The following is a 19,130-nucleotide window of genomic DNA, read 5'->3' on the forward strand; positions in this document are numbered from 1 at the left end:
TCCCATTCCGAACCCGGAAGCTAAGACCCAGCACGGCAATGGTACTGCACCCGGAAGAGTGTGGGAGAGTAGCACACCGCCGCCACTACACCTACATAGGGAGGTCTCTTCAGGAGGATAAACCTGAAGAGACCTCCCTTTTTCCATATCTTCTCAGACTCAGGTCCGGTAATGTTGCATCCGTGCGCAAAGCCTCACGGGAAATAAGCGGCCACGATCAGGCTGAGCAAGAGAGGCTGCCCCTCACCAGCAGTCTGCAATCGAAGATTTGCAGGCACGGGCGCGGAAGCTCAGGCCGGTTTTACCGCCTGTCGTTTATGCCCACAAGATCTAGAATGAGAAGCAGCCGAATCATATACGCAAACACATATGCGAAGAAAGCGGATGAGCATGGGCAAACGAATCATTCTTGTAGGAGCCACAGGCCGAGTGGGCGCATCGACCTGCGAGGACTTGGTAAAAGCCGGCCACGAGGTGGTCGCCTGCGCTCGGGGAGCCTCGAAGATTCCAGCAGGCCGGCAGGTGGAGCCCATGACCCTGGACCTGCATGACCCGCTCTCCCAAGTCACCGACGCATTCCGCAAGTCGAATGCGGACGTCGTCGTCTTCACCGCAGGCTCACGTGGCAAGGACATCAATCAGATCGATGCCCTGGGAGCCATGAAGACCATAGAGGCCGCTAAAGCGGTCGGCATCACCAGGTACATCATGCTGGGGGCCATGTATGCAGCGGACTGGCTGCGCTGGGAGCAGCCACAGGTCAAACCAGCCATCGACGCCCTAGCCGACTACTACGTGACTAAGAACATGGCTGACCAGTACCTGATCAGCTCAGGTTTGGACTACACCATCATCGAGCCAGGCAGCCTCACCGAGCAGGAAGGCACAGGAACAATCCAGGTGGAGCCAGACGGACCCGGGCCCATACCGATTCCCGACGTGGCACAATGCCTGGCCGACTGCGTCGATCTCCCCCAGACCGCGAACAGGATTTACAACATCGTCGGTGGCAGCACACCCATCAGGCAGGCCCTCACTGCAAAGCAGTGAATGAAACCCAACCGAGTTCCTCAGAAGAGCCTCCCGTTGACAGACTATGGCGTGTCTGCACAGCATGGGGGATGGTACCTTGGTTGCAATGCTTGTTGCTGTTGATTGCGCGCTGGCATACTGAGTTCCCGTGTCCCTTCTGAAGGCAGGGTTTGCTTGGAGGCAGGGCGGATCTCGAGGAGGTCATTGATGAATATCACCAATTTTCGTGATCTGGGAGGCACCCGGACCATCCACGGCCGTCAGGTCCGTCCCTACAAGTTCATCAGGTCAGGACAGCTGGTCGGCCTGGACGAGGAGACCAAACAAGAGCTCGTCAACCGTTATCAGGTGACCCAGGTCGTGGACTTCCGCAGGCCCTTCGAAATACAGGAAAGCCCGGATGATCGGATTGACGGCGTAACCTTCACCAACATCGATTTGTTGGAGCAAAGCGGCACCAACAGTGCCAGTTTGGACGATTTCGCATCGTTGGGTTCGGCGGATCAGGTCAACGGCCACATGCTGAATGTCTACCATGACCTGGTCATGAATCCTGCGGCCCAGCAGGGGTATGGGCGCTTCCTGCGCATCGTCGTGGGCAACACCCAGGGTGCCACGCTCTTCCACTGCTTCGCCGGCAAGGATCGAACCGGATTCGCCGCGGCTTTGGTCCTCTGGCTGCTGGAGGTAGACGACGACCAGGTGTTTGCGGACTATCTGAAGACCAACGTGGAGCGGGTCGAGGCTAACAATCAATTGCTGGATCTATTCCGCGCCAAGGGCTTCGACCAGGATTCACTGGATGCACTACAGATTGCGCTCTGCGTCAAGAAAGAATACCTGGCCCATGCCCAACAGACCATGCTCGAGGCTTACGGGGATGTCTTCACCTATGCCCAGCAGGCTCTAGGGTTCGGGTCAGACCAGGTAGATGCCCTGCGCAGCAACCTGCTGGAGTAAACTTATAAGGCTGGATAAGTGGAGACTTCACCATAGTCCCCACTTTGTATATCTGAATAGACTGCCTTCCAAACATGTTGTTCCCGTTCTGCGGACTGTCACCGTCCCGTCTTACATCTGCAACAAAACTCTGTCCTCCTTCCTTGTTTATTGAGTTCGTACTTGGGGAATGGTGAATGGTTCCTCGGGACTGGTCTTATCCTCGTTACGTGCAACTACCAACTGCAACAGATTGAAAGTTATCTGTTCTGAAGTGTGAGGCATCATACTATATATGAGGTAGTGCGGTAATCAAAGTTGAAACCGCATTGTGCTAATGACAGGGGCCAACCGGTTCATAACGAAGCTCAGAGGTGAACAGATATGAACGTAAGCGGGAATAATCATAGAAATGCAGCAGAGCAGGCTTATTTGTCTGTCATACGTGAGTCATTGCGACGGAGAATCCGATTATTGCCTGCGATCTTGGCGGCATTGGCCACCTTAGCTGCGCTGGTGCTGACCGGGTTGATTGGGCCGGTTCAGGCTATGGCGGCGGAGCCGTCCAGTACTGCTGGAAGATCCTCAGTCGGCGATGCGCGACCCTTTACTTCTGTAGGTGTGTCAAAGACCGGTAAAACCTATTACGTTGATTCAAGTCATGGCAATGATGCCAATGATGGATTGGATTCGACGCGGGCCTGGAAGTCTTTGGACAAGATATCAGCCACGACCTTCGCGCCAGGCGACCATATCCTTCTTGAGTCCGGGTCTACCTGGCAGGGGCAGATACGCCCGAAAGGGGATGGTAGCGACACAGGAAAGATCGTTCTGGATTTCTATACCCGCCAGACAGATGGGTCTGCCTCGTATGAGGCGGCACGACGACCTGTCATCAACGGCGGCGGGACCTATGGCTCGGGCTCCTTTAAAAGGTATGTGTCGGGAGCGGTACAGCTGACCAACCAGGAATACTGGACAATCAGGAACCTTGAAGTCACCAATTCACCGGAACAGAAAGACCTTGAGGGCTATAAAAAGCACGGTGACGCCCAGAGGGTCGGAATACTCCTGCTGGGGTTCGGGTTGGACAGAATGCTTGAATCCGATACGGTCGAGAACTGCTATGTCCATGATGTTCAATCAGAGTACTACCTGCAAGCCAGACGAGAAGGTAAGCCGCAGACCCTGAAGGCCGTTGGAGGAATCATCGCTCTGGGACACTGGGTTGATCCGGACGGGCGGACCTTAGACGACGGAGTGACCAACACAGGCTTCCATAACCTGACCATACAGAACAATATCGTTCGGCGTGTCGGCCTTGAAGGCATACGAACCAAGGCGGACAGTTCCAATGACTCATCCCCTGGGCTCTTTGAGAAGGTCACCATCAGGAACAACTACCTGGAGGATATTGCAGGCGATGCCATCGTCATCTCAGAGAACAAGGCGCAGGGGCTGGTTGAGGGCAATACCGTGGTGCGGGCCTGCAACGCGGACTATGGAACCGAGAACTACGCGGCCATCTGGGCCATGGCCAGCAAGGACGTCCTCCTACAGTTCAACGAGGTGTACGGCAATACCCATGGGTATAACGACGGCGAGGCCTTCGACATCGATATGGGCTGCGACCGAATCACCTACCAATACAACTACAGCCACAACAACGGTGGCGGCTTCATGCTCCTCATGAGCAACCAGACCAACTCTGTCATCCGCTACAACATCTCGGTGAACGACGGGGCGGGGAACTCGGGCACGAATGCAGCCGGACCTGGTCACGGCTCCTACGATTACAAGGAGCAGAGTCTTTTCCATTACTGGATATCCGATCCTGGTGCCAGCATGCCGCAGATATACAACAACACCTTCTACGTGGGTGACGGGGTCTCGACATCCCTCTTCGGGGAGGGCAACTCCGGCGACAACTCCGGCACCATCGCTTACTTCACCAATAACATCCTCTACAAGACAGGTTCGGGGAGTCTGAAGTTCCTGGCAGCCTATCCGCCGGACGGCAGTCAGCCCATAGAGCACAGCCTGCACAATAATGCGGGCGACTTCATCAAGCACAACCTGATCTGGCCCGATACTGTTCCGACCGCTGCAAGTGGCGCTACTGTCGATGAGCTGAAAGCAGCAGGAAACGTTTTCCAAGCTCCGAAGCTGGATATCGACAAGAACACGGACGCAGCTAAGGTAATCCGGGATCAGCTTGCTACAACCCTCTCCAACCCTGAGACTTCCCTTCCCTGGTCCAATCAGGTCGATCGGATGCGCGAACGGGCTTCTCTCTTCAAAATTCAGACAGAGAGCCCTGCAGTCGCTGCTGGTATCAGAATGGAGGGTGCGCCTAATCAGGATATGTTCGGAGGCAGTACCAAGGACCGCGGCATCGATATTGGAGCCAATCAGATATCAAACAATGAGATTACGACCAGATACGAGATTCCGGAGACCAGGGTCAGCACTTTTGCTGGAGTTTATCCGGCATTGCCGGAGACCCTGAATGTCACTGTCAAGGAGTCATCTGGCGGATCCAACACCGAGAAAGTGACCAGCATGCCGGTCACCTGGGACCAGCTCAGTCTCAAGCAGTTCAGTCAGGAGGGTGAGTTTACCGTTACGGGCAGGATCCAGGGGATTCCCGATCTGGCCAAGGCCACTGTGACTGTAACAGGGCAGATGGGTTCGGGCAAGCTCAGGGATATCAGGTCCTTGGCTGATCAAGCGGCCACGGTTGAGCGGGGCTCAAGCGAAGCACTGGGCGCCAAGCCTGGAACCTCATCCAAGGCCATTGGCGACAAATACCCATTCGGTGTCTCCTATTCAAACAAGCTTGCTCTGAAGCTGAAGAATTCGTCTTCGGCCTCATACAACCGCCGTTTCTATGTCAAGGTCGATCCCTCTGCCTATCCCGGCCAGACCGACCAGATCAAGAAGGCCAAACTGCGGGTCTACCTGTTCAGGTTCGACATCAACACCAGTGCGGGGAGCAGCGACGCGGAACGTTTGAACAATACCGCTTTCAGCATTGACGTATACAGGACCGATCCGGGATGGGATCAGAGCACCCTTACCTGGGCCAACGGTCCTCTCAATAGCGAGGTGACCGAGGCCAACCATCAGCCGCTGGGGACCGGCGAAAATATCCCCGACTATGTCCAACTCCGGCCCGGCGCCCACCAGGTCTTCACCAACAAGGAGATCATTGACAATGGGTATGCCGTCGACATTGATGTGACCTCGATCCTTCGGAGTATGGGTGGTTCTCATTTGACGGGGCCGATTAGTTTACTTGTCGACATCCCGATGAGCGATACCCCCAACTTCAATCGTGACAATGGCGGATTTGATGCTTTCTCGGTGGAGGGGGCCAAGCAGGCCTATGCCGACTTCCAAAGCGGCCTGTTGACCGTGCCCGCCGGTGTGAGCAAACCTACCGATGAACACAGTCTGGCGCCGCAGCTGCTTATTTCCGATACCTATATCACTTCGGTGCAGGACGTTTCGGTTACCGTTAAGCCCGGGCAAGTCCCGGATTTGCCTGAAAACGTCTTGGTCGGTTATTCCGATGGGAAGTTCATTCGGAAGGCTGTGAATTGGAAGGTCGACCCGGCCTTGTTGACTCACGACGGCGTGTATACAGTGCAGGGAAGGCTACAGGACGATACCACCATGGTAAAAGCCCAGGTCAAAGTTGAGTCCGATCCGATTGTGTCCTTCGAATCCCTGCCCGCCATGGATAAGCCTGTTGGACTGGCGCGCCAGGAGCTGGGAATGCCCACGACGGTCAAGGCCAGCCTGGCATCAGGGAAGCAGGTGGATTTGACCGTGACTGGTTGGGATGACGATCCCTCCAACTACACGGAGAATAGTGACCCTGGCACCTATCACTTCCCTGGCGGTGTCAGCCTGCCCATGGGTGTCAGCAACCCCTCGAATCTGAAACCCATTCAGGAGGTCCGTACCCACCCTAGGCCTGAATCGATTGAGCTGAAGATGAAGCGGCCCGAGGTAATTCAGGGCAGGAATGCAGAAATTTACTTCAAGGTCCACACAGCAGCCCCCTTCACTGAACCGGATGACTGGGGCAAAAAGATCAGATGGACTGTTGCCCCGGGAGTTTCTAGTCGGCAGTTGCGGCAGAACCTCCCCGTTGTCGACCAAAGCGGGCAGGTCCGAACCAATCAGGACACGCCTCTTGGGACATACAGGATTACAGCAACCAGCATCCGGAATGCGGCGGTTGCGGCATCTGTCGAGATTCATGTGGTGTCCCCGGCTGATACCGCTTCTCTGACGCAGAAGGTGAATCAGGCTAAAGCCGTCAAGCCTTCTGCAGGCCACCAGTTCACGGTTGCCAGCGCAGCTGCGTTGAGGACGGCCCTGGCTGATGCAGAACGGATCATCAACGATCCTGATGCTTTGCAGGCCGAGGTTAATGAGGCTCTTGCCAACCTGAACGCAGGACTTCTGGGGTTGCGGGAGGAACCTTTGGACACGGATGGTGGCACGGATGGTGACACGGTTGGCGGCGTGGATGGTGGCACGGATGGTGGCACGGTTGGCGGCGTGGATGGTGGCACGGATGGTGACACGGATGGCGGCGCAGATGGCGATGAAGACCATACCTCCGATGCCACCCATCAGCTTTCTAGTCCAGACCATTCCTCCGATGCCACCCATCAGCTTCCTGGTCCAGACCATGGTCGGAAGAGTTCCACCAGTTCTTCATCAGACACCGGGAATACGGTCCTCAGCGCGACTGGTGCTTCAGTTCGCCCTGCCATCCTGATGATCCTGGCACTGTTTGTCTCCTCCCTAGCGACCCTGGTTACGGCTATCTCCTGGCGTAGAAACAACACTGATGAGCGCGAATCGTAGGGGCGCGACGATAGGATTGCATCAGTTGAATTTCTAAGGAAGAAACATGAAATATATGAATATTGGGGTCTCGGGTGTAAAAGCCTCCCGGGTGGCCCTGGGAGTCATGCGGATTAATACCAAGTCGTCCGAAGAGGCTGCCAAGATAGTGCAGAAGGCACTGGATGCGGGAATCGACTATTTCGATACGGCCGATTGCTACCATAACGGCGAGAGCAGCAGGGTGCTAGGTCGGGCCCTGAAGGATCTCGGCGTCGACAGGTCTAGTATTGGCATCCAGACCAAGGTCGGCATCTTCCGTAATCCTGACAACGATGAAATCACACGGTATGACTTTTCTGCCAAGCACCTGATTGCGGCTGTTGACCAGGAGCTCGAGAACCTCCATACGGACTACGTTGATTACCTGCTCCTGCACAGACCGGATACCTTGGTCGAGCTGGACCAGCTGGCGGAGGCCTTCAACACTATGCAGACTTCGGGGAAGGTTCGCCACTTCGGTGTCAGCAATGTCAATCCCATGCAGGTCGAGCTTCTTCAGAGCGGAGTCAGCCAGAGGCTGGATGTCAACCAGATTCAGTTCGGGCTGGGCCATACCGGCATGATTCAGCAGGAATTCCATGTCAATATGATTGACGGGCCCAGCCTGGACCATGACGGTGGGTTGATTGCCTACTCCCGACTGAGGCAGATGACCATCCAGGCATGGAGCCCCTTCCAGACTGGGTTCTTCGAGGGGGTCTTCATTGACAATCCCAAGTTCCCGGAGCTGAATGAACGTCTGGAGAAGGTGGCCGGGAAGTACGGCGTCAGCAAGAGTGCCATCGCTGTGGCTTGGATTCTTCGTCATCCCGCCGGCATGCAGGTTTTGCTTGGGTCTATGACCCCTTCCCGTATTGCCGAGATGGCCGCCGGGGCCGATGTGGAACTTACCGCCCAGGAGTGGTACGACCTCTATCTGTCCACCGGGAATGACCTCCCTTAAGGCGATTTCGGCGGGTCAAGAGGTTCAGTATCAAGGTATTCCATGCATTATTTCACTCCCAAACGATGTTCCAGCACCTCGAAAATCATGTATCACGACAAGGCGAAGGCGTTGCGAGCTGCTGATCAAAGTCTGATGGAGCGGGGTGCCCGGCTCTGGGTGTACCGATGCCAGTATTGCGGTGCATGGCATCTGACCAGCCATGAGCCGGGTTCCTATGCCCGGGTGCCCTTCAACCAGCAGTTGAAACCGCACTCGCGGAAGAAAGGGTATAAGCCCAGGCATGTGAAATGAGGGGACTTCTGGCCGCAATGGCGCTTGCAGGTCATCGACTCATATCGAAGCCTTGTGCCTGGATGGAGGGGAGCATGGGTTCATGGCCCTCTTTGGGGCTGCAGGATTTGTCGGCCATGATCTGACTAAAGGCCTTGCGAGGAGCGTCCATATGGCGCAGGTCCCGGTAGTAGAGCTTGACCGTTTCGTCGAAGTCCTTAAGGGCCCGGGCGGCCTCACCAGGCCTGTCGGACTGGCCATAGGAGTCGATGAATATCTGCGCGGGCCGGGGCATGCGGGGCTTCATGGGCGGATCCTGGTCAGGATGGCCAATGGCCAGACCCAGCACCGGGTAGACTAGGCGGGGCAGGTCAAGCAGGTCGATCAGTCCGTCTACGTCGTTGACGACGCTGCCCAGGATGACGGCTCCCAGGCCCAGCGAGTTGGCGGCTGTCTCCATGGCATGCAGAGCAAGAACGGCGTCGTTCTGGGATTGCAGGAAGGCATACCCTGTATTGAGTATAAACGAGTCCGTATCAATATCGACGCCTTCCTGTCGGGCCAGGTCAGCATTCCGGCGCTGGTCTGCGAGGAAGATGTATAGGAGGGGTGCCTGGGACACGTAACCTTGGTGCGCCATGTCGGCAATGGTCCGGGCTTTGTCGGAATCGGTGATGCGGATGGCGGACCATTCATTGAAGTACCGACTAGTGGCGGCATGCTGGGCCGCCTCCTCCAGAATGGCTATCGTGTCAGGGTCTATTGCCTCATTGGTGAAGGCCCGGATGGTCCGGCGGTTAAGCAGGGTGCTGATGGTCTGGTTGGGGACGGTTCTCTCGGATTTGGCGGATTGATCGCTCTTCCCGGCATCAGCGGGGGTCTGAATTGAAGTAGTCATGATGTCATTGTGACCATCGTAGGCAGGGAGACACAAGAACTGAGAAGATAATCTTGCTCTGAGAATAGTGACATATATCCAATCGGGCAGAAGTATTCCAGGTGGATCTGCTCAGATTGGAGAGGTGATATGCCGAATTGTGGAAGCCAGTCCATGCGCTGCCTTCGTAAATACTCGGCGGGCAGGTTTGCGGCAGCTTGGTTGGAGTTGCCTACTTATGGCGCTTGTCGATCAGAGTCTGGGATCCGCGTTCGATCAGCCCTGAAGCCAGGGTTGTCACGGCCGCCGAAAGTACCGCAAAGAGCAACCCGGCCGTTGCGCTTTCTTGATCGCCCTCCTCGGTGTCCATGTCACCATTGCGCTTGCGTACCAGACTGCTCCAGAACGCTTGGAAGAGCTTGCCGGCCAGCAACCCTGCGATGCTGGGAAGAGCGAACTTCAGCAACTTGTCCATAAGAGTCTCCTGATCAGATTCGGCTAAAGAACGCATCTGGCTCACCTTTTCATCTATACGGCTGAATGCGCCGACCAGTTGATCGGCCTGATTGTTCGGTTCTCGTTTTGCCATGTCCATATGGCCATTATTCCACGCTTCCGGGCCTTAATACCGCTCACTTGTGCATGATAAAATCATGGCCATGGTACTTGCAGCGTTTGCATCAGGCAAGGATGCCCTTGACAATGGATATGCCGTACTTCTGCGCCACGGGCAGACCGCATGGAGCGAAACGGGTCAGTACACCGGCAGGACGAATCTACCCCTGACAGCTGAAGGCAGGAACCAAGCAAAGGCAGCAGGCGAGCGTTTGGCAAGTGCTTTTCCAGAAGGATTCGATCCTGGATTTATTTTTTCCAGTCCCCTGCAGAGAGCCCGGGAAACCGCTCAGCTGGCTGGATTTAATCGGCTTACTGATATGCCTGAAATTATGGAGTGGGATTATGGCCGCGCTGAAGGGTGCCGACCAGCGCAGGTAAGTACTGAAATGAGGAAGGACTGGCGTCTTTGGGTCGACGGCCCCCAGGCCTTGCGTCGCTTCCCGGTCAAAGACTGGGAGACTGAACTGCCCTCTGGCGAGCGTATCAAAGTCCATGTCACGGAGGGGGAAACTCTCAATCAAGTGGCCCGACGCACACGCAAGGTTGTTGATCGGATCGAACCTGTTATCCGTGCCGGTGGGCACGTTCTTCTGGTCGCCCATGCACATGTTTTGCGCATTCTGGTTACCCAGTGGCTGGATCTGGAACCGAACAAGGCCCAGCTTTTGCGCATGGATACAGCTCACTATGGTGTTCTAAGCATCTACCAGAATCAGCGTGTCCTCAAGCAATGGAATGTCTGAGTCGAATGTTCAAGAGCTACTTGCTGCGCTTGAATCCTCTTTGGTGCATGAACTGATATGGCTCGGAACCTCTTGGGGGAGCTATTTTGGTGCATCAATCGCTGGCACTGTTGCTTGAATCTTAAGCGTCTTGGTGATGCAAGAAGTTCACTGTAACTTCCGTATTTGCTTCTCAATCGCAAATACCAGCATCTGATTCATATGACCTATAGTCTGCTGTATTTGCAAACGTTATACTATAATTGCTATTTTATATCCGGCATCGGGTCAACTTTCTAATTAATAAGCGGATTTACAAAATGCCATCGTTTGCTTTTTCGGTATTTTCATGCATAATTAAATTGATGATGCGAAAGGGTGCCAGACAGGTTCAGACACCTGTTTAGCTGCTCCAAAAAGAAAGGTCTGATATGTAGGTAGTCGGATTCACGGATTATAGGATTCTGGCGGATGCGTATGTTCATTGGAATATGCTGGTCCAGGCTGCCGGTTTTCGTATCCAGATGACAATATCAGTATCGAAGAAGTATTGAAAATTGTGTGCACGGGGGTTCACGCGACTTTTGATTCTTGCTAATCACCCTGTGCTGTCTTTGAAGATATATTCCCTGGCAGTTGGGATTTGTTGGCTTCAGTCAGCAGTACTTGGGCGATTTAGAGACGCTGATTCATATCTCAATGAGGAGTATGGCTAAGAATGATTTCAATGGCCGGGAAAGCAGTCAAGAGGTGGTGGGCGTTATTCGCCTTGCCGACTTTTATAGCTTTCATCATAGGTTTTATAGTTCCATTCCTGATGGGAGTGTATTTAAGCTTTACCAGGTTCAGCACCGTAACCGATTCCCAGTGGGTGGGTCTGAGCAACTATGCAGCAGTCTTCAGTGACCCTGACTTTATTCATGCGCTTTGGTATACGGTGCTTTTTACCATTGTCACAACGGTTGTCGTGAATATCGCTTCTTTTGCGATTGCCTATATGCTGACGCGCGGAATTAAAGGATCCAACCTGTTCAGGTCGGTTTTTTTCATGCCTAATCTGATTGGTGGCATCGTTCTGGGCTACATTTGGCTTCTCTTGCTTAACGGAGTTCTGCAGACGTGGGGGAAGTCGATCACCTTCTCCGGAACATATGGATTCTGGGGGATGGTGCTTCTTGTTTGCTGGCAGCAAATCGGCTATATGATGATTATCTACATTGCCGGCATACAGGCTTTGCCTGGCGATTTAATCGAGGCGGCCGCCGTTGATGGCGCCAACAGATGGCAGACCCTTTCCAAGGTCGTTATCCCCTTGATGATGCCGTCCATTACCGTTTGCACTTTTTTGACAGTCACCAATGGTTTCAAGATGTTCGATCAGAATCTGGCACTGACTAATGGCGCCCCATCAAATAGTTCTGAGTTGCTTGCGTTGAACATTTACAGGACCTTCTATGGCCGTGCAGGCTTTGAAGGTATCGGGCAGGCAAAGGCAGTGGTCTTCTTCGTGATTGTGGCAGTCATTGCATTGGTGCAAAACAAGATCACGACCAGCCGGGAGGTAGAGGCATGAACGCACAGAGAAAGCATAATTTGTTATGGACCCTCCTGTTTGCCGCCATTTCGTTGGTCTGGATCTTCCCCATTGTTCTTGTGTTTATCAATTCCTTTAAGCAAAAAGCCTATATCTCTAGGAATGCTTTTTCCATACCCAAGGGCAAAGCTTTTGTCGGTTTGGAGAATTATCGTACAGGAATTGAGCAGACCAACTTATTTGTGAGTTTCGGCTGGACCATTGTGGTCACTGTGGGTGCTGTCTTACTGATTCTTGTTTGTACCTCAATGTGTGCCTGGTGGATTGTCCGAGTGAACAACTGGACAGCTAAAACGCTGTATACCCTGTTTCTGCTGAACATGATCGTACCGTTCCAAATGGTGATGTTCACACTCTCCAAACTGGCTGACATGCTCGGGTTCAATACGCCTTGGGGATTGTGGTTCATATATTTGGGATTTGGCGCAGGCTTGGCTGTCTTCATGTTTACGGGAGTGGTAAAAGGGATTCCCAAGGAGCTTGAAGAGTCGGCCATGATCGATGGTGCCAGCGTTCCGAGGATATTCTTCAGTATCGTTGTCCCGATAATGAGACCATCCATAATTTCGGTTGCCATCCTTGAGGCCATGTGGATTTGGAATGATTTCCTTCTTCCGTATCTGACTCTTGACATAAGCAAATACAAGACGATGAGTATTGCCATCCAATACCTCAGAGGCGGCTATGGCAGTGTGGACATGGGCGCTATGATGGCCTGCCTGGTCTTGGCCATCATTCCAATCCTTCTCTTCTATTTGCTCTGTCAGAAGTACATCATCAAGGGCGTTTTAGCTGGTGCAGTAAAGGGCTGACTCCTCAGAAAGCCAGTCTTTGCTTCACTGTTGTATCTGCAGGGCTGGCTTGGTCGCAGTTCTCCGATCGGGGGAAGAGTACCGCGAAGACCCTTATATTTCTGCGTGCTGCTGAAACTGTAACGAAAACCAAGTCGTACCAGCGACTGAAAAAGAAAAAGATAGGAAAGAAAATGCAAAAAGTTCGGCAAATCATCATCACTGCCGTCGCCGCATCCTTATGTGTAGGAATGACGACCGCATGCGGCTCCGGCGGTGGAACATCAGATAAAAATGCAGATGGCAAGGTCTATTACCTGAATAAGAAACCGGAACATGCCAAGTACTGGGAGAAACTTGCCAAGCAGTTCCAGAAGGAAACAGGCATCGAGACGAAAATTACGACGAGCCCCAATTACGATGAGACGCTTCGATCAGAGATAGCCAAGAGTGATGCCCCGACTATGTTCCAGGTGGACGGCCCGCCGAATCTTGAACAGTGGAAAAAGTACGGTACCGATCTTTCCGACACCCAGGGGTACAAAGAGCTTACTGATAGCAAGTTGGCTCTGAAAGCTGATGACAAGCCAGTGGCACTTCCCTTTGCCATCGATGCCTATGGCCTGATTTACAATAAGGCAATTCTGAACAAGTACTTCAAGTCATCGTGGGCGAGCGTAAAGTCTCTGTCCAAACTTAACAATTTTGAAGCGCTGAAGACCGTCGCCGACGAGGTCCAGGAGCATAAGGATGACCTTGGCGTCAAGGGAGCCTTTACTTCAGCAGGCATGGACGATACATCGGGATACAGATTTAATTATCATCTGCCCAGTGGTCCTCTTTTCTATGAGTACAAAGACAACAACTGGGATATGAACACGACCGTTCCTGCGGTGAAAGGAACCTACGTGCCGAATATGAAGAAGATCTGGGATCTGTACATTCATGATTCGACCGTTCCCGTGTCGGCCATTTCGGGTAAATCCATGTCAGACGCCACTTCTGAGTTTGCTCTTGGAGAGGCATTATTCCTTCAGAGTGGCACCTGGTCCTATACCGACATCTCTGGCCAGAGCGTCGAGGATTCAGATATCGGTGTTTTGCCTATCTATCTTGATGTTAAAGGAGAAGAAGATCAGGGTCTGAATACTGTTACCAGCAATTATTGGGTTGTGAACTCCAAGGCTCCCAAAGCCAACCAAAAAGCAACTAAGAAATTCATTGATTGGCTGATTACCTCTGATGCCGCCAGGACTTCCATTTCGCAGGACATGGGCTTCCTCACGCCTTTCAAGACGTTCTCTGGCAAGAAGTACGCTCCCAAGAACCCGATTTATACCGAATATACGAAGCTGAAAAAGGAAGGAAAATACGACGTGTATGGTGTCTGTGCAGTGACGCCTTCCCATCAATGGCAGAAGGATCTGGGAAACGCGATGCTGAACTATGCACAAGGAACAGGTGACTGGGATGCCGTTCAAAAGGTGTTCAGCGACAATTGGGCCAAGGAATATAACCTGGTTTACAAGCAGTAAGGCATGAAAAAAGACGGTGCTGCGTAAAACCTTACCGGGCTGCGTAGCACCATTGAGCCTGTCTGTGCCCCCCCCCCCTCCCCCTAGTTTTCTTCAGTGGCATGGTCGGCTGCGAATTATGGCTGGTCGTTCAGTTCGGCTAGTGCGTGGTTAAAATCTGACAGGCGAGGATTTAAAACGGTGCCTGCCCAATCAGTTTGGGCAGGCACCGTTCGTTTATATAGGTTTGGATGATGATTACCTGGCCCGGGTCAACACCTCGGTAAGGGCGCTGAGCACGGCTTGCGGTATCACCGGGCTGGCTCCAGTTTCTTGGTCGCGCCCCGAGGCCTTGTCGACTTCGCCTACCGACATGAGCGAGGCTATGGAACCGCCCTTTTCGGCTTTGATGATGGAGTAGGCTTCCTCTAAGGTGGTGTATGCGATTTGGGCATCACGCAGTACGGCGAATGACTCGCTCACCACCGATTTGGAGGCTATGATGATGGGCCTGTCCTTGGAGGGAAGAATGCGTATGGTTGATGATGCAGGAATCTTCTTCACAGAGATGGACAGCGTCTCGGTTGCCTCATCGTAGTCGATTGTAGCTGCGCGGTCATTTCCGTCAACTATCACCCTGCATGTGCCTTTGGTGACGCCCCTGAATCTGATGGTCCAGTTGCGTTCAGTCGGCAACGCTGCAAGATTGCCCTTGGCGCCTGCTATTCTCAGCTCTGTCAATTTGCCGTCTTCATTCGACCATAACGTAGTAATTGATGTAGATGCGGCATCGGATGCTTGAGGACTTTCACATCCAGAATCTTCAAGGATGGTGAAGTGGTTACTGGCACCCGGAAAGACCAGGATATCTAGATCAACCGGATTGTCGGTGTCGTTGATGTTGCCGGAGCCTGTCTGCAGTTTTTGCATAGGGATGATAGCCCCCGCTTTAGCAAAGACCGGTATGCGGTCCAGCCCGCGCCAAACCTGCATATATCGGCCTTGCGCCGATTTGGCCTCATACCTTGAACCATCAAAGAAATCAAACCATATTCCTTGGGGGAACCAGACATCAGTGTGGGCTTTCTGCACATCATGGCTCTGTGGCTCAGTGATGGGTGAGACCATGAGTTCGCTGCCGAACATATACTGATTCCTGACCTTGTAAGCGGCGGAGGTTTCTGGATTATCCCAATACATTGGCTCCACGATGGGCAGCCCTTCAATCGCAGCCCTCCAATTCATGGTGTACAGATAAGGAATCAGACGGTGCCTAAGCCGCAAGGCCCGTACCATCGACTGCATGATCTCAGGGTGGTAATTCCAAGGCTCCTTGCTGTTGAAACTGGAATCGGTTGAATGAAGCCGGTTGATGGGGCTGAATACCCCAAGCTGATACCAACGAGCTTCTAGTTCCTCATCACGGTAACCGAACATGTGCCCGCCGATATCGTGGCTCCACCATCCATATCCGATGTTGCTGGCCGTTGCAGTGAAGTATGGCTGGAAATTGAGCGATTTCCACGAAATGACCGTGTCGCCAGAGAAACCGATCGGATATCTGTGCGAACCGGGCCCCGCATATCTTGAAAAGGTCAGAGCTCTGGTTCCTCTGCGTGAAGAGTCAAGGTAATGCAGATAATTGAGAATCCATAGAGGATCCAAACCTTTCTGTCTGGTTACCCCGCCCTGTTGCCAATCAAGCCACCAAAAATCGACGCCCTCATCTTCGAGGTCATGATGCAAATCCAGATAAGCATGGACGAAATCAGGATTGGTCAAGTCGAAATCAATGGTCTTCTCGTTCTTGGGATCCAGCCCCATCGACTTGGCTGCCTTGGCGTAACCCTGCTCGAAAGGCCTGATGCCATCCCTTGGGTGTACGTTCAAGGTTGTCCGAATGTTTCGTTTATGGAGCTCTTTCAGGAAATCTGCATGGTCGGGGAAGAGCTCTTGATTCCATGTGTACCCGGTCCAACCGGATCCGTACTTGGTATCAATATCCGTCAGGTGCCAGTCCATGTCGAGCACTCCGACTGCGAGCGGGATGCCCTCGGCGTTAAACCGATCCATAAGTCTGAGGTATTCATCCGCCGAGTATGGATAATATCTACTCCACCAATTGCCAAGAGTGAAACGCGGTATTAGTGGTGTCGGGCCGCATAGCCGGTAGAAATCCTGGACGGCCTCCTTGTATCTATGCCCATATCCGAATATGTACAGGTCGACATTGGAGTTGGCCCTTGGACGGATTGTGCCGAATGGGTTCGTTGTGGATTGCGATGAGTGCGTACTCGGAATAACTTCATTGCTCCTGGAATCGTCGAGTATGGCCCATCCGTCGAAGGACGCGACTCCTGGATCGAGCGGCGCCTCGCCATTGACTCCATCAAGTGTTCGTCTGGTGCCGAGTAGGTTGCCTTCCTGAATGTCCTGATAATGCCAGGTGTTATTGTGCGTGATAGGAACATTTTTGACAGTTACGCTCAGTCCCTCCTTGCTGAAAGGCTTTTTGTCATAAACCAGATGCATCTTGGCGGTATCCACAATCAGCCTATCGCCCTCGACGGTGGAGGTGTAATGAGGCTTGGCATCCCAATTGCGGTTTACTACTATTTGTGTCATCTCATCTTCGAAGTTACCGGAATCAGACCATTCAAGTCGTAGCAGGGAATCAGTAATGATGCCTATCCGCCAATGCTGTCCGGTGATAGTCGAGTCGGGATCCATCAAGGGATGGAAGGACGAACGACGAGACATGCAATGCTCCTTTGCTCAGCAGTTTCTTTATATCTGTCATTTTCCAGCATACTATGCAAACATATTCATACACCAATAAAGCTATAAATATGCTTAATTAGTTAATATAATGCTAACGTTTGCTATTTGGTGTGTATTTCTTTATCCTGAGTGGACGTTGATTGTCATGTGCGCTTTTTACAGACTGCTGTCGTTTCACGAAGTAAGAGGCGAACGGGCGGTTTTTCGTACGGTTCTTCCAATGGATCACCTTCAATCAGCGCCATCGTCTTTTTGGCCGCAGACTGTCCGTTGATGAAAGGGTCTTGGTGCAGTGTCGATAGGCCGATCTCGTCGGCGTAAAGACTGTCATCGAAACCAAGTATGGAAAAATCATCGGGAACCTTGATGCCATATTGTCTTAGACGGAAGAGCACCGGTATGGCAGATCGGTCACTTTCGAAGAAAGCCGCTGTGCACGACCTAGCATCAGAGGTGAGACGGCCCAGAATAGTACTGGTCAGATCCTGCCCGGGGTCGACCTCAAGCACGTAGGGGTTGATTGATTCGCTACTGGATTTGCAGGATCTGAGGAAGGCCTTTTTCCTGGCTTCAGAGCTGAAATGTAGGTTCTTTGACTCGTTAAGTACTGTGACGTAGGCGATGTGACGATGGCCGAGGGATATAAGGTGCTCTACACCTGCTTTTACCGCTTTGGCATCATCAATGGAAACAGTTGCGTTAAACCCCTGCTCGGGTGGCGTATTGATGCCGATGACAGGAACATTCATCTCGCTCAGTTTGGCCACTTCTTCTCCGACAATGTTGAAAGAGCAGACGATGACGGCATCGACATTGCGCCGCATGGGGAGTTCCTCGAAGAAAGCCTTGCGGGATTCCCCGCTGTTGATCCGGTAAATGGATATGTCATAGCCGGCGGTATGGAATACGGAATCCAGACCAGCAAGAATTTGCGAATTGAACCACTCGGTTGTCGGATCATTGGTGAGCACGGCGATTCTTAGGGATTGTCCTGATTTCAGGGCTGTTGCGGACCGTGATATGCGAAAATTCAAGGCGTGGGCAGCTTGCATGACTTTGGCCTTGGTGCCCTTGGCAACCAGATCTGGTCTTGCAAACGTTCTAGAAACAGTGGATACGGAGACCCCTGCTGCATCTGCCACATTCTGTATTTTGACAGTCATATTGTGCCCCATTTTGTGCGCCTGCAAAAATTGATACAAGTAAATGTTAGTTCACGACCTGCGTGGTAGAGCAACGATCCATGGAAAAGGGTCGTTTATCGGGTTGCTGCCATGGGGCTCGACGGATTGAATGTGCTACAAACGAGGATGTAATATGAAAACGTTGCATATCCTGATATCTGCATTGAGTATGACCAGGCAAGGAGTGGGATGGAGTTCCTGTCACCTGATTCAAAATTGATGCGAGGTCTGTCTGATCTGGTCGATGCCATATGGATCAATGTCCTGATGCTGATAACCTGTATTCCAATAATCACCATTGGTGCAGCTTTGACTGCGGCTCAGGTTGCCTCACGACGCTCGTTGCAAGGCCAGGGAAAGGTTACGGTCAATTACTTCAGAGCTTTCAAGGAGAATTTTTTTCAATCCACCCTTTTATGGTTCGTTTTCGGCCCGCTTCTGGCGGTTCTGGTTGCATCTTGGATATTTCTGCAGATCACACCCCTGCTCATTCCCAAATTCGGATTAAGTATCGTCTGGCTTGTCGCCTTTGATTGGGTCTGGCCCTTGCAGGCGAGGTTCACTAATTCTGTGGGGCGTACCCTGCTTAATTCCTTGGTTTTCGGGTTTGCCTATCTAGGTGAGACCGTAGCCATGGTGTTGATTGATGTTGTTTATTTCGGTCTCGTGGCAGCTTCCTGGTTCTTCATGCCCCAAGGTTTGATCCTGCTCCTGATCCTGGGATTTGGTGTAATCACGATGCTTCATGTCCCGCTTACCGAGAAGGTGTTCGTCAAATATGTGCAGGCTTAGCCGGCCGGGGCGCTTCAGCCTTACCAGAGGGTGCGTGGAGAGCGACAAGACCGATATGCAGAGCAAGATACCAGCATAAAATGCTGGAGGTTCTTGAAAATGAGGGCAACCTTGTCGAAGCGATGTGCCGCCACTCAGATG

14 protein-coding genes and 1 rRNA gene are annotated in these 19,130 nt (G+C 52.7%); 11 read left to right on the forward strand and 4 right to left on the reverse strand.

The window, feature by feature from the left end; translation table 11 throughout:
- The 6 genes from rrf to H3T89_RS08910 all read left to right on the forward strand — a co-directional run.
- Nucleotides 1-85: ribosomal RNA gene (gene rrf, locus H3T89_RS09190) — 5S ribosomal RNA — on the forward strand; the annotation flags it as partial.
- A 299-nt stretch (nt 86-384) separates the two neighbouring features.
- Nucleotides 385-1,050, forward strand: a complete 666-nt coding sequence (locus tag H3T89_RS04690) for an NAD(P)H-binding protein (RefSeq protein WP_198203547.1) — start codon at nt 385-387, stop codon at nt 1,048-1,050.
- Between the two features lie 189 nt (nt 1,051-1,239).
- On the forward strand, nt 1,240-1,992 hold the full coding sequence (locus H3T89_RS04695) for a tyrosine-protein phosphatase (RefSeq protein WP_198216372.1): 753 nt from the start codon (nt 1,240-1,242) through the stop codon (nt 1,990-1,992).
- 690 nt (nt 1,993-2,682) lie between these two features.
- Entirely contained in the window at nt 2,683-6,858 is a 4,176-nt protein-coding gene (locus tag H3T89_RS04700; protein WP_198216373.1) for an Ig-like domain-containing protein, read from the forward strand.
- A 46-nt stretch (nt 6,859-6,904) separates the two neighbouring features.
- Nucleotides 6,905-7,843 carry an aldo/keto reductase gene (locus H3T89_RS04705; RefSeq protein ID WP_198216374.1) on the forward strand — a complete coding sequence of 313 codons (939 nt, stop codon included), beginning with the start codon at nt 6,905-6,907 and terminating at the stop codon, nt 7,841-7,843.
- A 42-nt stretch (nt 7,844-7,885) separates the two neighbouring features.
- Nucleotides 7,886-8,137, forward strand: coding sequence for a hypothetical protein (locus tag H3T89_RS08910; protein WP_015021186.1), 252 nt, complete (start codon nt 7,886-7,888; stop codon nt 8,135-8,137).
- Nucleotides 8,138-8,168: 31 nt separating this feature from the next.
- Here the strand turns inward: H3T89_RS08910 and H3T89_RS04710 are convergent, their stop codons facing one another.
- Both H3T89_RS04710 and H3T89_RS04715 read right to left on the reverse strand, forming a co-directional pair.
- Nucleotides 8,169-9,014: a nitroreductase family protein gene (locus H3T89_RS04710; RefSeq protein WP_015021187.1), complete on the reverse strand. Its 846-nt coding sequence runs from the start codon at nt 9,012-9,014 to the stop codon at nt 8,169-8,171.
- 211 nt (nt 9,015-9,225) lie between these two features.
- Nucleotides 9,226-9,588 (reverse strand): DUF4235 domain-containing protein, encoded by a 363-nt coding sequence (locus H3T89_RS04715; RefSeq protein ID WP_110416718.1) that lies wholly within the window; start codon nt 9,586-9,588, stop codon nt 9,226-9,228.
- A 58-nt stretch (nt 9,589-9,646) separates the two neighbouring features.
- Here H3T89_RS04715 and H3T89_RS04720 point away from each other — a divergent pair, with 58 nt between their 5' ends.
- The 4 genes from H3T89_RS04720 (at nt 9,647) to H3T89_RS04735 (ending at nt 14,253) form a co-directional block, all read left to right on the forward strand.
- Nucleotides 9,647-10,354 carry a histidine phosphatase family protein gene (locus tag H3T89_RS04720; RefSeq protein ID WP_227028590.1) on the forward strand — a complete coding sequence of 236 codons (708 nt, stop codon included), beginning with the start codon at nt 9,647-9,649 and terminating at the stop codon, nt 10,352-10,354.
- A 697-nt stretch (nt 10,355-11,051) separates the two neighbouring features.
- On the forward strand, nt 11,052-11,906 hold the full coding sequence (locus H3T89_RS04725; protein WP_198203552.1) for a carbohydrate ABC transporter permease: 855 nt from the start codon (nt 11,052-11,054) through the stop codon (nt 11,904-11,906).
- Nucleotides 11,903-12,739 (forward strand): carbohydrate ABC transporter permease, encoded by an 837-nt coding sequence (locus H3T89_RS04730; RefSeq protein WP_198203553.1) that lies wholly within the window; start codon nt 11,903-11,905, stop codon nt 12,737-12,739. The genes H3T89_RS04725 and H3T89_RS04730 overlap by 4 nt, the downstream gene beginning before the upstream one ends.
- A gap of 173 nt (nt 12,740-12,912) precedes the next feature.
- Nucleotides 12,913-14,253 carry an ABC transporter substrate-binding protein gene (locus H3T89_RS04735; protein ID WP_198216375.1) on the forward strand — a complete coding sequence of 447 codons (1,341 nt, stop codon included), beginning with the start codon at nt 12,913-12,915 and terminating at the stop codon, nt 14,251-14,253.
- Nucleotides 14,254-14,490: 237 nt separating this feature from the next.
- Here H3T89_RS04735 and H3T89_RS04740 read toward each other — a convergent pair whose 3' ends face one another.
- The gene (locus H3T89_RS04740) at nt 14,491-16,992 is read right to left on the reverse strand and encodes a glycoside hydrolase family 31 protein (RefSeq protein ID WP_198216376.1); all 2,502 of its coding nucleotides are present in this window, start codon (nt 16,990-16,992) and stop codon (nt 14,491-14,493) included.
- Nucleotides 16,993-17,156: 164 nt separating this feature from the next.
- On the reverse strand, nt 17,157-18,176 hold the full coding sequence (locus tag H3T89_RS04745) for a LacI family DNA-binding transcriptional regulator (RefSeq protein ID WP_198203556.1): 1,020 nt from the start codon (nt 18,174-18,176) through the stop codon (nt 17,157-17,159).
- Nucleotides 18,177-18,386: 210 nt separating this feature from the next.
- Between H3T89_RS04745 and H3T89_RS04750 the strand changes: the two genes are divergently transcribed.
- Nucleotides 18,387-18,989 (forward strand): YesL family protein, encoded by a 603-nt coding sequence (locus H3T89_RS04750; RefSeq protein WP_198216377.1) that lies wholly within the window; start codon nt 18,387-18,389, stop codon nt 18,987-18,989.
- Nucleotides 18,990-19,130: the final 141 nt, after the last annotated feature.

This window comes from Bifidobacterium sp. W8114 (assembly GCF_016101165.1).
Taxonomy (GTDB): Bacteria; Actinomycetota; Actinomycetes; order Actinomycetales; family Bifidobacteriaceae; genus Bombiscardovia; species Bombiscardovia asteroides.